Genomic DNA, 15,553 nt, shown 5'->3' on the forward strand with positions numbered 1-15,553 from the left:
CTTGGCTGTACTTTAGCCTGAATGGAATTGGGGCCGGACCGGCCTTTCGCAAGACCGCTCCGGCCCCATGGCGGGTGCTGGGAGGCTTTACGCCTGCTGCTGCCCCATCAGCTCGTCGAACGCCACGTTCTTCTCGACGGTCTTCGCCTTCGACAGGATGTAGTCGGTGACGTTGTTCTCGATCACGATCGCCTCGACCTCGGCCAGGCGGCGGTTGTCGCCGTAGTACCAGCGCACCACGTCGGCGGGGCGCTCGTAGCTGGCGGCCAGCTCCTCGATGTGCTGCTTGATCTGCTCCGGCTTGGCTTCCAGGCTGTTGCCGCGCACCAGCTCGGCGACCACCAGGCCCAGGCGCACGCGGCGCTCGGCCTGCGGACGCACGATGTCCTCGGGGATCGGCAGCTTCTCCACGTCCTTCAGGCCGCGCTGCTTGAGTTCGTTGCGCTGGGCTTCGATCAGGCGGTCGATTTCGTTCTGCACGATGGACTTGGGCAGGTCCAGCTCGGACTTGGCGACCAGCGCGTCCATGGCGGCCTGCTTGTTGCGGGCCAGCAGGCGGAACTTCACCTCGCGCTCGAGGTTCTTGCGGATGTCGGCGCGCAGCGCTTCCACCGTGCCGTCGGGAATGCCCAGGGACTTGGCGAAGGCCTCGTTCACTTCCGGCAGGTTGGACGCCTCGAGCTTCTTCACGGTGACCATGAAGTCGGCGGTCTTGCCGGCCACGTCCTTGCCGTGGTAGTCCGCGGGGAAGGCAAGCGGGAAGGTCTTGCTCTCGCCGGCCTTCATGCCGCGCACGGCCTCGTCGAATTCCTTGAGCATCTGGCCTTCGCCGACCATGAACTGGAAGTCCTCGGCCTTGCCGCCCTCGAAGGGCTCGCCGTCGATCTTGCCTTCGAAGTCCACGCTCACGCGGTCGCCGGCCTGCACGGTGGCGTCGTGCGGGCGCTGGGCGAAGGTGCGGCGCTGCTTGCGCAGGATGTCCAGCGTGCGGTCGATCGCCTCGTCGGTCACCTCGGTGCTGATCTTCTCGACCTCGGCATCGGCCAGGTCGCCGATCTTCACTTCGGGGTAGACCTCGAACACGGCGTCGAAGGCCAGCTCGCCCTCGGGCGCGCCTTCCTTCTCGGTGATCTTGGGCTGGCCGGCCACGCGCAGCTTGGCCTCGTTGGCGGCGGCGGCGAAGGCCTCGCCCACCTTGTCGTTCATCACCTCGAACTGCACGGAGTAGCCGTAGCGCTGGGCGACGACCGACAGCGGCACCTTGCCGGGGCGGAAGCCGTCCATCTTGACTGTGCGCGCCAGCTTCTTCAGGCGGGAATCGACTTCGGACTGGATGGCGTTGACGGGCAGCGTCAGCGTCATCTTGCGTTCCAGCTTGTCCAGGGTTTCTACGGTCACGGCCATGATCAATCTCGGTTGGGAAAAGAGTGTGGTGCGCGGGGGGGACTCGAACCCCCACACCATTGCTGGCGTCAGGACCTAAACCTGGTGCGTCTACCAATTTCGCCACCCGCGCCGGTCACTGGAAAGGGAAAAGCGGACGGCCAGGACACCCTGACCGCCCGCTCGAATCCGGTCAACAAAAGATTTTAACCGACCGGAGGGCCCGCCAGCTCTGCCGGTGCCAGCGATCAGGGCGGCTGGATGGTCGACTTGCCGGTTTCGTTCGGGGTCGCGGCCAGCGGCGGGAAGGCGGCGAAGGACTTCGTGACCGAATAGCTCCTGGCCATGGCGATGTCGATGCCGTCGTTGGCCTTGTTCTGGTTCATCACCGGGAAGTACATCTCGAAGTGCTTCATGGGAAAGCAGTCCTGCCGGAACTTGCGCGCTCCCGCGGGGGAGATCGTGTACGCCGGGATGCCGACGGTCCGGTCCAGCGCGAGGGGATACGACGGGGTCGTCAGGGCCTGGAAGCCGTCCATGTTCTCGCACAGCAGCTGGTGGTTGAACAGCATGACCGCCGGCGTCACGCCCGGCAGGGACATCAGCGAGATCACCGAGTCCGTGTTCCAGCCCCAGAGGATGAAATCCCAGTCGGGCGGCAGGTGCGCCATGAGCTTGCGCGACGCCTCGGGGAAATCGAGGCGGAACACCGCGTCGTCCTCCGCCACCGTCAGCGGCCTGTCCTGCGCGATCGCCGCGTCCCACTGCGCCAGGTGCGACAGGGCGCAACCGTAGGCGCCGCGGCTGGGAAAGCGCAGCGGCGGGATGAAGTGGCGCGGGTCCGCCAGCTGGGCCTCGGTCAGCGCGGCGCCGTCATGGGCTTCGACGAACTCGTAGGCGATGTGCGCGTTGCGGCGGGCGAATGTCTCGCGCCGGTCGGCCGACCGGCGCAGGTTGATGACCTTGATGGGGATGTCCACGGCTGGATGCTTGGCTGATGCGCTGGAGCAGCCGCGAAGCATACGCGAGGCGCGCGCCCCGCCCGGGCTACGCGGGGGCTTGCACGAAGGCGCCGGCAGCCGCAGGTCGCTCGCGCTTCACCCGGAACCAGGCCGCGTACATCGCCGGCAGGGCCAGCAGGGTCAGCACGGTCGCCACCACCAGCCCGCCCATGATCGCCACCGCCATCGGGCCCCAGAACACCGAGCGCGACAGCGGGATCATGGCCAGCACCGCCGCCGCCGCGGTCAGCACGATGGGGCGCAGCCGGCGCACCGCCGCTTCCACGATCGCATCCCAGGCCGGCACGCCGCGCGCGCGGTCCTGCTCGATCTGGTCGATCAGGATGACCGAGTTGCGCTGGATCATGCCCATGAGCGCGATCACGCCCAGCAGCGCGACGAAGCCGAAGGGCCGGTTCAGCAGCAGCAGCGCGCCGGCCACGCCGGCGATGCCCAGCGGCCCGGTCAGGAACACCAGCATCGCCCGGCTGAAGCTGTGCAGCTGCAGCATCAGCAGCGTGAAGGTGAGGAACAGCATCACCGGCACGCCGGCGGCAATCGAGGACGAGCCCTTGTTGCTCTCCTCCACCGCCCCCGCCACCTGGATGCGGTAGCCCTGCGGCCAGCCGGCCTCCAGCTTCTTCAACTGGGGCAGCAGTTCCTGCGTGACCGTCGCGCCCTGCAGGCCTTCGACGATGTCGGACTGCACGGTGATCGCGTAGTTGCGGCCCTCGCGCCACATCACGCCCGGCTCCCAGGTGAACACCGGCCGCGCGATCTGCGTCAGCGGAATGGCCTTGCCCGAGGCGGTGGGCAGGTAGGAGTTGCCCAGGTCGCTGATCGCGTTTCGCTCGTCCGCCGGCTGGCGCAGCACGATGTCGATCAGCTTGTCGCCCTCGCGGAACTGGCCGACCGGCGTGCCGGCCAGCATGGTGCGGCTGGCCTGCGCGATCGACTGGCTGGTGACGCCCAGCGCGCGCGCCTTGGCCTGGTCCACCTCCAGCCGCAGCACCTTCACCGACTCGTTCCAGTTGTCGTTCACGCCGCGGGTGTTGGTGCTCTGGCGCATCGCCGCCTTCACTTCGTCGGCGCGCTCGCGCAGCACCTGCGGGTCGGGTCCCAGCACGCGGAACTGCACCGGGTAAGCCACCGGCGGGCCGTTGGGCAGCAGCTTGACGCGCGCGCGGACTTCGGGGAACTCCTGCGCGAGCAGCGTGGGGAGCTGCTTGCGCAAGGCCTCGCGCGTGGGCAGGTCCTTGGGCAGGATGATCAGCTGCGAGGCATTGCTCTGCGGGAAGATCTGGTCCAGCGGCAGGTAGAAGCGCGGCACGCCCGAACCCACCCAGGTGGTCACGGAGGTCACGTCGGGCGTGGCGAGCAGCCGGGCCTCCAGCCGCTTGGCCACCTCCTCGTTGGCCGCGAAGGAGGTGCCTTCGGCGAACCAGATGTCCACCAGGATCTCCGGCCGGCTCGAATCGGGAAAGAACTGCTGCTGCACCTTGCCCATGCCGGCGATGCCCAGCGCGAAGGTGAGCAGCGTGGCGCCGATGGTGATCCAGCGGTGCTCCACGCACCAGTCCACCGTGCTGCGGAAGTGCCGGTAGAAGGGCGAATCGAAGTGCTCGTGGTGCTCGGCCGAGACCGGCTTGGCCTTGAGCAGCAGCGTGCCCAGGTAGGGCACGAAATACACCGACACGAACCAGCTCAGGACCAGCGCGATCACCGTCACCGCGAAGATGGCGAAGGTGTACTCGCCCACCGTGGAGCGCGCCATGCCGATCGGCAGGAAGCCGGCGGCCGTGATCAGCGTGCCGGTGAGCATCGGCATGGCCGTCACTTCGTAGGCGAAGGTGGCGGCGCGGACCTTGTCGTAGCCCTCCTCCATCTTCCGCACCATCATCTCCACGGCGATGATCGCGTCGTCCACCAGCAGGCCCAGCGCGATGATCAGCGAGCCCAGCGAGATCTTGTGCAGGCCGATGCCCCAGTAGTGCATGGCCAGGAAGGTCACGGCCAGCACCAGCGGGATCGTGATGCCCACCACCAGGCCGGGACGCATGTCCACGTACCAGCGCTTCCACAGCGGCAGCAGCGCCGCCTGCGGACGCCGGTGCAGCCCCAGGCTGATGAAGCTCACCGCCAGCACGATCACCACCGCTTCCACCAGCGTCACCACGAACTCGTTGACCGAGGTCGACACCGCCCTGGGCTGGTCCTGCACCTGCACCAGGCGGATGCCGGCGGGCAGGCCGTCGTCGATGCGGCCGGTGGCGGCCTTCAAGGCGGTGCCCAGCCGGATGATGTCGCCGCCCCTGGCCATGGACACGCCGATGGCGATCACTTCCTTGCCGCCGTGGCGCACCTTCACCTGCGGCGGATCGACGTAGCCGCGCCTGACTTCGCCGATGTCGCCCAGGCGCAGCTGGTTGCCCGAGCCGCCGCGAATCGGCATGGCCCGCAGCTGTTCGACCGCTTCGAACTGGCCGGCCACGCGCACCTGCACCACCTCCAGCGGCGTCTGGATCGCGCCGGCCGATTCCACCGCGTTCTGCTGCCCCAGCTGCTGCAGCACCTGGTTCAGGTCCAGTCCCAGCTGCGCCAGCCGCTTCTGCGAGATCTCGACGTACAGCTTCTCGTCCTGCACGCCGAACAGTTCCACCTTGGCGACGTCGGGCACGCGCAGCAGCTGCTGGCGCACGTCGTCGGCGAAGGTCTTCACCTCCGCGTAGCTGAAGCCCTGGTCCGCCTCCAGCGCGTAGATCACGCCGTAGACATCGCCGTATTCGTCGTTGAAGAAGGGACCGACCACGCCGGCGGGCAGCGTGCCGCGCATGTCGCCCACCTTCTTGCGCACCGCGTACCAGACGCCGGGCACTTCGGCCGCGCGCGAGGAGTCCTTGATCTGCAGGACGATCAGCGCCTCGCCCGGCTTGGAGTAGCTGCGGATGATGTCGGCGTACGGCACCTCCTGCAGCGTGCGCTCGAGCTTGTCGGTGACCTGTTCGGCCATCTGCTGCGCGGTCGCGCCCGGCCAGAACACGCGCATGACCATCGCGCGGAAGGTGAAGGGCGGGTCCTCGTCCTGCCCGAGCTGGAAGTAGGCGAACACGCCCAGCAGCATCAGCACCACCATCAGGTAGCGCGTGAGGGCCGGGTGCTCCAGGGCCCAGCGCGAGAGGTTGAAGCGCCGGCGCTCCGGGGTGTCGTCGCTCATCGCCGCCTCAGCGCGTGGTGGGCAGCGTGGCCGCCTGGGCGGCGCCGGCGACCGGGTTGGCGGCCGGCTGCGTGGCCACCGGCGGCAGGCCGGACGTCTTTTCCTGCCAGACCGAGACCTTCTGCCCCGGCGCCAGCACGTGCACGCCGGCGGCGACGATCACCATCCCGGGCTGCAGGCCCGCGGCGATGACGGCATCGTTGCCGTCGGCGGTGGCCACCTGCACAGTCTGCGACTTCACGGTCATGGTGGCGCGGTCCAGCACCCAGACGGCGGTGCCCTTGCCCTCCTGGCGCAGCGCGCTGGTCGGGATCTTGATCACCTGCGTGCCGGCGGCCTGCGCGGCGAGCTGCGGCAGCACGGTGACGGTGGCACCCAGGGGCGGCGGCGTGGTCGTCTCCAGCGAGACCTTCACGGGATAGGTGCGCGTCACCGGGTCGGCGCTGGCGGCGACTTCGCGCACGCGGCCCTGCAGCTGCGACTGGCTGGCCCACAGACGGACGTTGACCGGGGTGCCGGTTCGCAATGCAACGATCTTGTCTTCCGGTACGGAGAACACGACGTCGCGCGGGCCGTCGGCGGCGATGCGCACCACCGGCGTGCCGGCGGCGACCACCTGCCCGGGTTCCGCCTCCACCGCGGTCACGACGCCGGAGACGTCGGCGACCAGGTTGGTGTAGCGCGCCTGGTTGCCCTGCGAGGCCAGCTGCGCCTGCGCCTGTTCCAGCTGCGCCTGCGCCGCCTTCAATGCCGTCTCGCGCCGCTCCAGCTCCGCGCCGCTGATGAAGTTCTGCTCGCGCAGCGTGACGAAGCGCTTGTAGTCGGCGGCAGCCAGGTCGCGGTTGGTGGTGGCGGCAGCCACCTGCGCGCGGGCCGCGTCGGCGGCCAGGCGGTAGTCCTGCGGGTCGAGCTGCGCGAGCACGGTGCCGGCCTTGACGTGCTGGCCCATTTCCGCCGCCCGCTGGGTGATCTTGCCGGCGACGCGGAAGCCCAGGCGCGACTCCACGCGCGCCTTCACTTCCCCGGAGAACTCGTGCCGCGCCTCCATGCCGGAAGCCGTCACCGTGATCACCTTGACGGCGCGCACGGGCTCGGACGGCGCCTGCCCGCGGGAGCAGCCCAGCAGGAGCACCAGCGGCAGGAGGACCGCGCTCCACAACGCAAAGCGGGACGAAAGGGCACTGACCATACGAATCCGTGAACGGGAGACCGCCATCCAGGACCGGCGGATGGCTGGGAAAACGTTAATGACTGACCGGTTAGTAATCTAGGAGATGCCTGCAGAGCCTGTCAAGCGACAATCGGGAGGTGAGCGCCTTCCCCGACGACCGGTACCGCCCGGTCGAGCACTACGAAAACTTCCCCGTCGCCTCGTGGCTCTGCCCTCCCCGGCTGCGCCGCCCGATCGCGGCGATCTACTGGTTCGCGCGTACGGCCGACGATATCGCGGATGAGGGAAATGCAACAGAGGGTGAACGGCTGGCCGATCTGCTTACATACCGAAACGAGCTGGCGGCGTGCCTGGCCGGCAACAGCGGCTCCGGCCGCTGGGGCAACCTCTTTGCCGCACTGGGCACGGCGCGGGTGGAGTTCGCCCTGCCCGAGCAGCCCCTGTTCGACCTGCTGGCCGCCTTCCGGCAGGACGTGGAAAAGACGCGCGACCGCGCCGGCTACCGCGACCGCGCCGACCTGGTCGACTACTGCAGCCGCTCCGCCAACCCGGTGGGCCGCCTGCTGCTGCACCTGTATGGCGTGACGGACGCGAAGTCGCTGGCGCAGAGCGATGCCATCTGCACCGCGCTGCAGCTGGCCAACTTCTGGCAGGACCTGAGCGTGGACCTGCCGCGCGGGCGCTACTACCTGCCCGCCGAGGATTGCCGCCGGCATGGGCTCGATCCTTCGCGGCCGCGCAGCTGGCCCATGAACCCGAACGCGCCCCAGCTGGTGCGCGAGCTGTGCACCTGGACGCGGGACCTGATGCTTTCGGGTGCACCCCTGGTGCACCGCGTGCCCGGCCGCGCGGGCTGGGAACTGCGCATGGTGGTCCAGGGCGGACTGCGCGTGCTGCGCCGCATCGAGGCCATGGGCCACCGCACCATGCAGCGGCGGCCCGCGCTGGGCCCGCTCGATGTGCCGACCATGCTGTGGGGTGCGCTGTGGATGTGAGAATCGGGGCCCACAAGAACAACATGACGCCCGAACAGTACGTCCAGCAGAAGGCCGCCGCCTCGGGCAGCAGCTTCTACTACGCCTTCCTCTTCCTGCCGCCCCCGCGGCGCGCGGCCATCACCGCCTTCTACGCCTTCTGCCGCGAGGTGGACGACGTGGTGGACGAAGTGACCGACCCCGGCGTCGCGCGCACCAAGCTCGCCTGGTGGCACGCCGAGGTGGCCAAGGCCTTCGCCGGCAACGCGACCCATCCCGTGATGCAGGCCCTGATGCCGGGCGTGCGCGAGTACGGGCTGCAGCAGGAGCAGCTGCAGTCGGTGATCACCGGCTGCGAGATGGACCTGGACCAGACGCGCTACCTGGACTTCCAGGCGCTGCAGCGCTATTGCCACCTGGTGGCCGGCGTGGTGGGCGAGGTGTCGGCGCGCATCTTCGGCCAGACGCAGCCGCGCACGACGGAGTACGCGCACAAGCTCGGCCTGGCCTTCCAGCTGACCAACATCATCCGCGACGTCGGCGAGGACGCGATGCGCGGGCGCATCTACCTGCCGGTCAACGAGCTGCAGCAGTTCGACGTGAAGGCGCACGAGGTCCTGCAGCGCAAGCACTCCGACCGCTTCATCGCTCTGATGCGCTTCCAGGCGCGGCGCGCGCATTCCCTCTACGAAGAGGCGCTGGCGCTGCTGCCGCCGGAGGACCGGCGCTCGCAGAAGCCCGGGCTGATGATGGCGAGCATCTACCGCACGCTGCTGCGCGAGATCGAGGCCGAGGACTTCCAGGTGCTGCACCAGCGCATCAGCCTCACGCCGTTGCGCAAGTTCTGGCTGGCGTGGAAGGTGCAGGCTCTGGGAAGCATGGGGTGAGCCGGCGCGTCGCCGTCATCGGTGGCGGCTGGGCCGGACTCGCCGCGGCAGTGGAGGCCGCCAGCCGCGGGCACGTGGTGAGCGTGTTCGAGGCTTCGCGCGCACTGGGCGGACGCGCCCGCACCGTGGAAGTCAGCTTGCCCGAAGGCGGCAGCGCGCTCCTGGACAACGGGCAGCACATCCTGATCGGCGCCTACCTGGAGACGCTGCGCCTGATGGAAAAGGTCGGCGTCGACACCGAAGCGGCCTTGCTGCGCCTGCCGCTGGTGCTGCACGACCTGCGAGGCCAGGGACTCGCCCTGCCCGCCTGGCCCGCGCCCTGGGACGCGGCCGCCGGCATCCTGCGGGCGCGCGGCTGGAGCTGGCGCGACCGGCTGTCGCTGCTGCGCGCGGCGGCGGGGTGGCAGCTCTCCGGCTTCCGCTGCCATCCTGCGGCGACCGTCGCCGAACTCACGCGCGCACTCACGCCGAAGGTGCGCGAGCAGCTGGTGGAGCCGCTGTGCATCGCCGCATTGAACACGCCTTCGGACCGGGCGAGCGGCGAGGTCTTCCTGCGCGTGCTGGGCGACGCCCTGTTCGGATGCGGGCACCGGGACTGGGGCAGCTCGAACCTGCTGCTGCCACGGCAGGACCTCGGGCGGCTGTTCCCCGATGCCGCGCAGCGCTGGCTGCTCGCCCAGGGGGCACAGCTGCGCCTGGGCGAGCGGGCGCACGTCGAACGGCATCCGCGGGCGGGGTGGACGGTGGCCGGCGAGCGCTTCGACGAAGTGATCCTGGCCACGCAGCCCGTCGAGGCGGCACGCATCGTGCGCGAAAGCGGGGTGCCCGTGGCCGACTGGCTCGTGCGCACCGACGCCCTCGCCTACGAGGCGATCGCCACCGTCTATGCCACCGGCGGGCCCCGGCTGCCGCTGCCGATGGTGGCCCTGCCTTGCGGCCCCGGCGCGCCCGCGCAGTTCGTGTTCGACCGCGGCCAGCTCGGGGGCCCGCGGGCCTGCTCGCCTTCGTGGTGAGCGCCAGCAACGCGGACAAGGACAGCCTGGAGCGCGAGGTGATGGTGCAGGCGGCGAACCTGGGCTGGAAGGTGCAGCCGCTGAAGACCATCGTGGAAAAGCGCGCCACCTTCGCCTGCGTGCCGGGGCTGCGCCGTCCGCCGCTGGCCATCGCGCCCGGCTTGTGGGCCTGCGGCGACTACGTCGAAGGCCCTTACCCGGCGACGCTGGAAGGCGCGGTGCGCGCGGGCCTCGCCGTCGCCGAGAGCGTGGGCCGTTAGGGAATCAGGTCGCTCAGGTCGCCGAGGTGGGCCAGCTCGATGTGCGGCTCCTGCTCGTGCGGCCAGATCGCATCGGACCGGTTCAGCCACGCGGCCTGCATGCCGGCGTTCAGCGCGCCCAGGGCATCGAGCGTGGCGTCGTCGCCGATGTGCAGGATGTCCTGCGGCATCGTTTCGGCCGCTCCGGCGGCGGCGTGGAAGATGCGGGGATCGGGCTTGCCCACGCCGAACTCGCGGGCACAGATGCTGGCGCGGAACAGGTGCGCCAGACCGATGCGGCGCAGGTCCGCATTGCCGTTGGAAAGCGCCACGAGCGGAAAGCGGGCCGACAGGTATTGCAGTGCGGGCAGCGCGTCCTCGAAGAGGGTGACGCGCTGGCGCTCGGCGAAGAACACCTCAAAGGCCGTGTCGGCCATCAGGGGGTTCTCTCCCGCGCGGTACAGCGCCAGCCGGATCGATTCGCGCCGCAGCGCGCTCATGTCGTGCTTGAGGTCCGGGCGCGCGCTGGTCATCTCCGCGCGGATGTCGCGCAGCGCCGCGGGGTTGGCGAAGAGGGCCGCCGTCATGGGCGCGTAATCGCACAGCCACTGGTGCAGCGCCTTCTCGGCCCGCTCGATCGTGGGCCAGATCGGCCACAGCGTGTCATCGAGATCGATCGTGATGGCCCTGATTTTCCCGACGTCCAGCATGGCGGCGAGAATACCTCATGCCCGCGACCGCCAGCACTCCCGCCCGCCCCGCCCACCAGCACGGGCAGGCCCCTTCACCGCCGTCCTGCTTTGCAACCTGGGAACGCCCGACGAACCCACGCCCGCCGCCGTGCGCCGCTACCTGGCGCAGTTCCTGGCCGACCCCCGCGTGGTGGAGATCCCGCGCGCCGTGTGGCTGCCGCTTCTGTACGGCGTGATCCTGCCGCTGCGCTCGGCGAAATCCGCGGCCAAGTACGCGACGATCTGGACGCCCGAGGGCTCGCCGCTGAAGGTGTGGACCGAGCGCCAGGCCAAGCGCCTGCAGGGCTGGCTGGGCGAACACGGGCACCGGGTGCGCGTCGCCTACGCGATGCGTTACGGCAACCCGTCGATCGCCTCCGAGCTGGACGCGCTGGCCGACGCGGGCGCCGAGCGCATCCTGATCCTCACCGCCTACCCGCAGTACTCCGGCACCACCACGGCGAGCGTGATCGACGCCGTGGCGCAATGGGCGCAGGCGCGGCGCGCGGTGCCCGAGCTGCGCTTCGTCAACCGCTACCACGACGACCGCGGCTACCTGCAGGCGCTGGCGCGCAGCATCGAGCGGCACTGGCGCGAACACGGAAAGCCCGACCACCTGGTCATGAGCTTCCACGGCGTGCCCGAACGCACGCTGCACCTGGGCGACCCCTACCACTGCGAATGCCGCAAGACCGGCCGCCTGCTGGCCGAGCTGCTGCAGCTGCCCGCAGACGCCTGGACGCTCACCTTCCAGTCCCGCTTCGGCAAGGCCAAGTGGCTGGAGCCCTACACCGAGCCGACGCTGCAGGCGCTGGCGCGCGAGGGCAAGCGGCGCGTGGACGTGGTGTGCCCCGGCTTCAGCAGCGACTGCCTGGAGACGCTGGAGGAAATCGCGCAGGAAGGCCGCGACGCCTTCCTCGCCGCCGGCGGGCGCAGCTTCCAATACATCCCCTGCCTGAACGACGACACGGAGTGGATCCGCGCACTCGGCGCGATCACGCAGCAGCACCTGGCGGGTTGGCCGACGCAGGCGGTGGCGGATCCGAAAGTGCTGCAGGAGCAGAAGGAACGCGCCGTGGCATTGGGAGCGGCCCGCTGATGTGCCTCAGCTCTCCGCGGTCTCGATGAACGAGCGCACCAGCTCCAGCTGCGCCGGCACGTTCAGCGCGGGCGCATGGCCGCAGCCCGGGATCTCCACCACGCGCGCGAGCCCCAGGGCCCCCGGCCCGCGCGTCAACATCTCCGCCGCCGCATCGGGCAGCACCAGGTCCGAGTCCGCGCCGCGCAGCAGCAGCACCGGGATGCGCAGGCGGTCGTAGTGCTCCCAGAGGTCGTAGTCCTTCGGGTGGTCCGTGAACTGCCGCACCATCGCGGGGTCGTAGTGCGGCGTCACGCGCCCGTCCGGCAGGCGCCGCGCGGAGGTCTCGGCCAGGCGCCGCCACTGCTCATCGGACAGCCAGCCATAGGGCTTGTAGACCTGCCGGAAGAAGGCTTCCAGTTCCGCCATCGTCGCGAACGCCGGCGGGTTGCCCGCATAGGAGCGATGCGCTCCACGGCCGGTGCCGCCAGCCGCGGCGCGTTGTCATTCAGGACCAGGCTGAGGATGCGGTCCTTCAGCGCCGGCTGGAACAGCCCTGACGCGCAGACCGTGCCGATCGCACCGCCCATGGAGGTGCCGACCCAGTGCGCGCGCGCGATCCCGAGCTGGTCCAGCAGGTCCGCGGCGATGCGCGCGTAGAACTCCAGCCTGTATTCGTTGCCGGGGTCGGGGCTCCACTGGCTGAAGCCGCGGCCTATCGTGTCCGGGCAGATCACGCGCCAGCCGGAGGACAGGAATTCGGCCAGTTCGTCCATGTCGCGCCCGGTGCGCGCCAGGCCATGCCAGGCGATCACCGTGCGCCCATGCTGCGCGCCCCACTCCGTGTAGTGGATCTCGCGTCCCGCGCAGGTGGCGTACTTCGAGACGAAAGGCATGGTCCTGTCCTCCTTGGGCATCGTCACTCCGCGCGGATGCTCTTGTTCGAAAGGGTCGCGTCGAACACCAGCTTGTTCGGCCACGCCGGCCACGCCACGCCCAGCGAGACGTTGTTGGGATCGCCATTGCGCGCGAAGCTGCCCAGCGTCTGCATCATGGCGGCCGAGAGTTCCAGCCGTCCCGGCGCGTTGGCGTTGCTGAACCAGACGTTCGAGAACAGCGAGGGGCCGAAGTTGCCGAAGATGAAGGGCAGGTCCACCACGTGCACCGCGCCATAGATGTCGTTCCACGGCGCCGGCTGCTTGTCCCAGTCGAAGCGGTAGTACCAGACGTCGGACTGCTGCGTCTTCAGCGCGTTGAGCACGTTGTCGCGGCTGCGCAGGAAGAAGATGCTGTTCAGCGCTTCGGCGCGGGCGGTGAAGCCGGTGACCGGTGCGTTCGCCGGAAGCACGGACGCCACCAGCCAGTCCCCGATCGGCGTCTGCACCGCGGCATTCGGGTCGTTCGAGAAATGGTGCGCGAAGAGCTGTGCGTCCGAGACCTTGCGGACGGTCGGGAACTCCGCGCCGACGATGAACAGGAAGGACGGGAACAGCTTGCCCTCGTCGCGCGTGTTGCCGGCCAGCACCGGCACCTTCACGTAGTTGCCGGCCTTGATCGCCTCGATCGGGTCGCTCGCGACCACCGTGCCGTCCGGGATGGGGCCCGAGCCGGCGAGCGTGGGCATGCGCGTGAGCAGCGTCGTGAACAGCTGCTGCGGCGCCTTGCCCCGCAGGTAGGCGGCGATCTCGGCCGGCGTCCTGCCGGCGATGTACGCGTTCGCGCTGGCTGCGTCGGTGGCCAGCCCGTCGACGATCAGAAGGTTCTGCAGCAGCGCCGTGCCCTGCCCCTGGTAGAAGCTGCGCGGGTTCAGCGTCGGCAGGCTGCCCGCCGGCAGGTTGGTGGCCAGCGAGATGCCGCCGGACAGCGGCACGTTGCGGTGGAACAGCTTCGGCGTCGCGGCCGTCATGAGCGGCGAGGTCTGCAGCGCCCAGACGTTGATCGCGCCGGCCGACTGGCCCATGATCGTGACGTTGTCCGGGTTGCCGCCGAAGGCGCGCGCGTTCTTCTGCACGAACTCCAGCGCCTTGATGCTGTCCAGCATCGTGAAGTTGCCGGAATCGTTGGACGCGTCGCCGGTCTTGAGCTGCGGCAGGTCCAGGAAGCCGAGGATGCCGAGGCGGAAGTTGGCGGTGACCACGACCGCGTTGGCCGCCTTGGCGAGCGCCGCGCCGTCGTACATCGGGTCGGCCGTGTAGCCGGAAACGTTGCTGCCGCCGTGGAAGAACACGATCACGGGCAGCTTGCCGCTGGCGTTCGCCGGGCTCCAGACGTTCAGGTACAGGCAGTCCTCCTGGCCCACCGCCAGGAACAGCGTGCTGCCGATGGTCGCGTCGTAGCGGTTGTTCGCACCCGGGCCGTAGATGCGGCCGTACTGAGAGCACGCATTGCCGAAGGCCGTGGTGGTGCGCACGCCGGTCCACGCGTCCGCCTCCTGCGGGGCCTGCCAGCGCAGCGCACCGACCGGCGCCTTGGCGAACGGGATGCCCTTGAATGCGGTCACCCCGGCCAGGGCCTCGCCGCGCACCACGCCCAGGTGCGTCTTGCGCACGGTCACGTTGGAGTCGGCCAGCAGCTCACCGCCCTGCGCCGTCGTGCTCGCGCCACCGCCACCGCCACATGCCGCCAGCAGCATGGGGATCACGAGCGCCGCGACGGCGCCGCCCAGGCGCGTCCGCCAGCGGCCAGCAAGGCGCGCGGTGGACTGCAATGACTTTTCAGTTCTCAACATAGTCTCCTTCGATGGCGTTGCTGGGGGCGGCCGGGGAAGCCGCGGTGGGGGAAGCGTTTCGGCGCGCGGGCGCCGCGCGCAGGGCGCGCAGGCGGCCGACCACGCCGGTGGGGAAGTAGTAGACGGAGAGCACGAACAGCAGGCCGAGCCAGAGCAGCCAGCGGTCCGGCGACAGCAGTGCGGCCAGCCAGGGCAGCCCGGAGACCGCGTCGCTTCCGAGCTTGAGCAGGTCCTGCAGGTAGCTTTGCGCCACCAGGAACAGGCCCGAGCCGATCGCCGCGCCGTAGATCGTGCCCATGCCGCCGATCACCACGATCAGCAGCACGTCCAGCATGATCTCGAAGGACAGCGTGGTGTCCGGCCCGTTGTAGCGCAGCCAGATGGAGAGCATCGCGCCCGCCAGCGTGGCGAACAGCGCCGACAGGATGCTGGAGATGGTGCGGTACACCACCACGCGGTAGCCGATCGCCTCGGCGCGGAACTCGTTCTCGCGGATCGCCTGCAGCACGCGGCCGAAGGGCGAGTTCACGATCCGCAGCATGGCCAGGAACAGCACCAGGGCCACCACGAACAGCAGGTAGTAGCAAAGCAGCCGGCCGTCGAGCGACACGCCCAGGAAAGGCGTCTCCGACAGCTGGAAGCCCGGCGACAGCACCTCGGGCATCTTGAAGGTCAGGCCGTCCTCGCCGCCCGTGATTTCGGACAGCTGCGAGGCCAGCGTCTGGAAGGCCGCGGCGAAGGCCAGCGTGATCATCGAGAAGAAGATCGCCCGCACGCGCAGCGAGAAGAGGCCGATGGCCGCGGCCAGCACGAAGGACACCGCCAGCGCCGCGAGCGTGCCCACCAGCAGCGCGCCCCAGCCGGGGCCCATGCGGGTCGACGCGATCGCGATGCCATAGGCGCCGATGCCGAAGAACATGGTGTGCGCGAAGCTCACGATGCCCGTGTAGCCGAGCAGCAGGTCGAAGCTCGCCACCAGCACGATGAACACCAGCACCTTGGCGGCGACGTTCAGCGCCTTGACGCCGGGGAACAGGAAGGGCGTGAAGGCCAGCGCCAGGAAGATCAGCACCAGCACGGCCGCGAGCACGCGGCTGCGGGGAAAATCATTGGACAGGAGTCGGGTCAGCATGG

10 protein-coding genes, 1 tRNA gene and 2 pseudogenes are annotated in these 15,553 nt (G+C 69.6%); 4 read left to right on the forward strand and 9 right to left on the reverse strand.

The annotated features are described in order from the left end of the window. Positions 1–87: 87 nt before the first annotated feature. The 5 genes from tig to HK415_RS10610 form a co-directional block, all read right to left on the reverse strand. Positions 88–1,404 carry a trigger factor gene (gene tig, locus HK415_RS10590; RefSeq protein ID WP_171558791.1) on the reverse strand — a complete coding sequence of 439 codons (1,317 nt, stop codon included), beginning with the start codon at positions 1,402–1,404 and terminating at the stop codon, positions 88–90. A gap of 26 nt (positions 1,405–1,430) precedes the next feature. Next, a tRNA-Leu gene (locus HK415_RS10595) sits at positions 1,431–1,516 on the reverse strand. 115 nt (positions 1,517–1,631) lie between these two features. Continuing rightward, positions 1,632–2,363 (reverse strand): glycosyltransferase family 25 protein, encoded by a 732-nt coding sequence (locus tag HK415_RS10600; protein WP_171558793.1) that lies wholly within the window; start codon positions 2,361–2,363, stop codon positions 1,632–1,634. Positions 2,364–2,430: 67 nt separating this feature from the next. Next, complete coding sequence (locus HK415_RS10605; protein ID WP_171558796.1) at positions 2,431–5,598, reverse strand: efflux RND transporter permease subunit; 3,168 nt, start codon at positions 5,596–5,598, stop codon at positions 2,431–2,433. 7 nt (positions 5,599–5,605) lie between these two features. Continuing rightward, entirely contained in the window at positions 5,606–6,787 is a 1,182-nt protein-coding gene (locus tag HK415_RS10610; protein WP_171558799.1) for an efflux RND transporter periplasmic adaptor subunit, read from the reverse strand. 119 nt (positions 6,788–6,906) lie between these two features. Here HK415_RS10610 and hpnC point away from each other — a divergent pair, with 119 nt between their 5' ends. From hpnC to hpnE, 3 genes and pseudogenes are all read left to right on the forward strand, one after another. Then, positions 6,907–7,764, forward strand: coding sequence for a squalene synthase HpnC (hpnC, locus tag HK415_RS10615; RefSeq protein WP_171558801.1), 858 nt, complete (start codon positions 6,907–6,909; stop codon positions 7,762–7,764). A 23-nt stretch (positions 7,765–7,787) separates the two neighbouring features. Continuing rightward, positions 7,788–8,630: a presqualene diphosphate synthase HpnD gene (gene hpnD / locus HK415_RS10620; RefSeq protein ID WP_171558804.1), complete on the forward strand. Its 843-nt coding sequence runs from the start codon at positions 7,788–7,790 to the stop codon at positions 8,628–8,630. Then, positions 8,627–9,903: pseudogene (gene hpnE, locus HK415_RS10625) on the forward strand (hydroxysqualene dehydroxylase HpnE). Before hpnD ends, hpnE begins: the two are co-directional and overlap by 4 nt. Here hpnE and HK415_RS10630 read toward each other — a convergent pair. Beyond that, positions 9,900–10,592, reverse strand: coding sequence for an HAD family hydrolase (locus HK415_RS10630; protein WP_171558807.1), 693 nt, complete (start codon positions 10,590–10,592; stop codon positions 9,900–9,902). The pseudogene hpnE and the gene HK415_RS10630 overlap by 4 nt on opposite strands. Positions 10,593–10,722: 130 nt before the next feature. On the opposite strand from HK415_RS10630, the gene hemH reads away from it, so the two are divergent. Continuing rightward, positions 10,723–11,712, forward strand: coding sequence for a ferrochelatase (gene hemH / locus HK415_RS10635; protein ID WP_309246657.1), 990 nt, complete (start codon positions 10,723–10,725; stop codon positions 11,710–11,712). Between the two features lie 6 nt (positions 11,713–11,718). Here hemH and HK415_RS10640 read toward each other — a convergent pair. The 3 genes and pseudogenes from HK415_RS10640 to HK415_RS10650 all read right to left on the reverse strand — a co-directional run bounded on the left by HK415_RS10640 (position 11,719) and on the right by HK415_RS10650 (position 15,551). Continuing rightward, positions 11,719–12,587, reverse strand: a pseudogene (locus HK415_RS10640) (alpha/beta fold hydrolase). Between the two features lie 23 nt (positions 12,588–12,610). Then, positions 12,611–14,419 (reverse strand): carboxylesterase/lipase family protein, encoded by a 1,809-nt coding sequence (locus HK415_RS10645; RefSeq protein ID WP_171558809.1) that lies wholly within the window; start codon positions 14,417–14,419, stop codon positions 12,611–12,613. Continuing rightward, a complete protein-coding gene (locus HK415_RS10650) occupies positions 14,406–15,551 on the reverse strand; it encodes a branched-chain amino acid ABC transporter permease (RefSeq protein ID WP_171558811.1) in 1,146 nt (381 codons plus the stop codon). Before HK415_RS10650 ends, HK415_RS10645 begins: the two co-directional genes overlap by 14 nt. Positions 15,552–15,553: the final 2 nt, after the last annotated feature.

This window comes from Ramlibacter montanisoli (assembly GCF_013087525.1).
GTDB lineage: Bacteria > Pseudomonadota > Gammaproteobacteria > Burkholderiales > Burkholderiaceae_C > Ramlibacter > Ramlibacter montanisoli.

Bases quoted from the DNA above. Each gene is read 5' to 3' on its own strand.
- tig (WP_171558791.1), bottom strand. From the start codon at position 1,404: ATGGCCGTGACCGTAGAAACCCTGGACAAGCTGGAACGCAAGATGACG.
- HK415_RS10605 (WP_171558796.1), bottom strand. From the start codon at position 5,598: ATGAGCGACGACACCCCGGAGCGCCGGCGCTTCAACCTCTCGCGCTGG.
- HK415_RS10610 (WP_171558799.1), bottom strand. From the start codon at position 6,787: ATGGTCAGTGCCCTTTCGTCCCGCTTTGCGTTGTGGAGCGCGGTCCTC.
- hpnD (WP_171558804.1), top strand. From the start codon at position 7,788: ATGACGCCCGAACAGTACGTCCAGCAGAAGGCCGCCGCCTCGGGCAGC.
- HK415_RS10630 (WP_171558807.1), bottom strand. From the start codon at position 10,592: ATGCTGGACGTCGGGAAAATCAGGGCCATCACGATCGATCTCGATGAC.
- HK415_RS10645 (WP_171558809.1), bottom strand. From the start codon at position 14,419: ATGTTGAGAACTGAAAAGTCATTGCAGTCCACCGCGCGCCTTGCTGGC.
- HK415_RS10650 (WP_171558811.1), bottom strand. From the start codon at position 15,551: ATGCTGACCCGACTCCTGTCCAATGATTTTCCCCGCAGCCGCGTGCTC.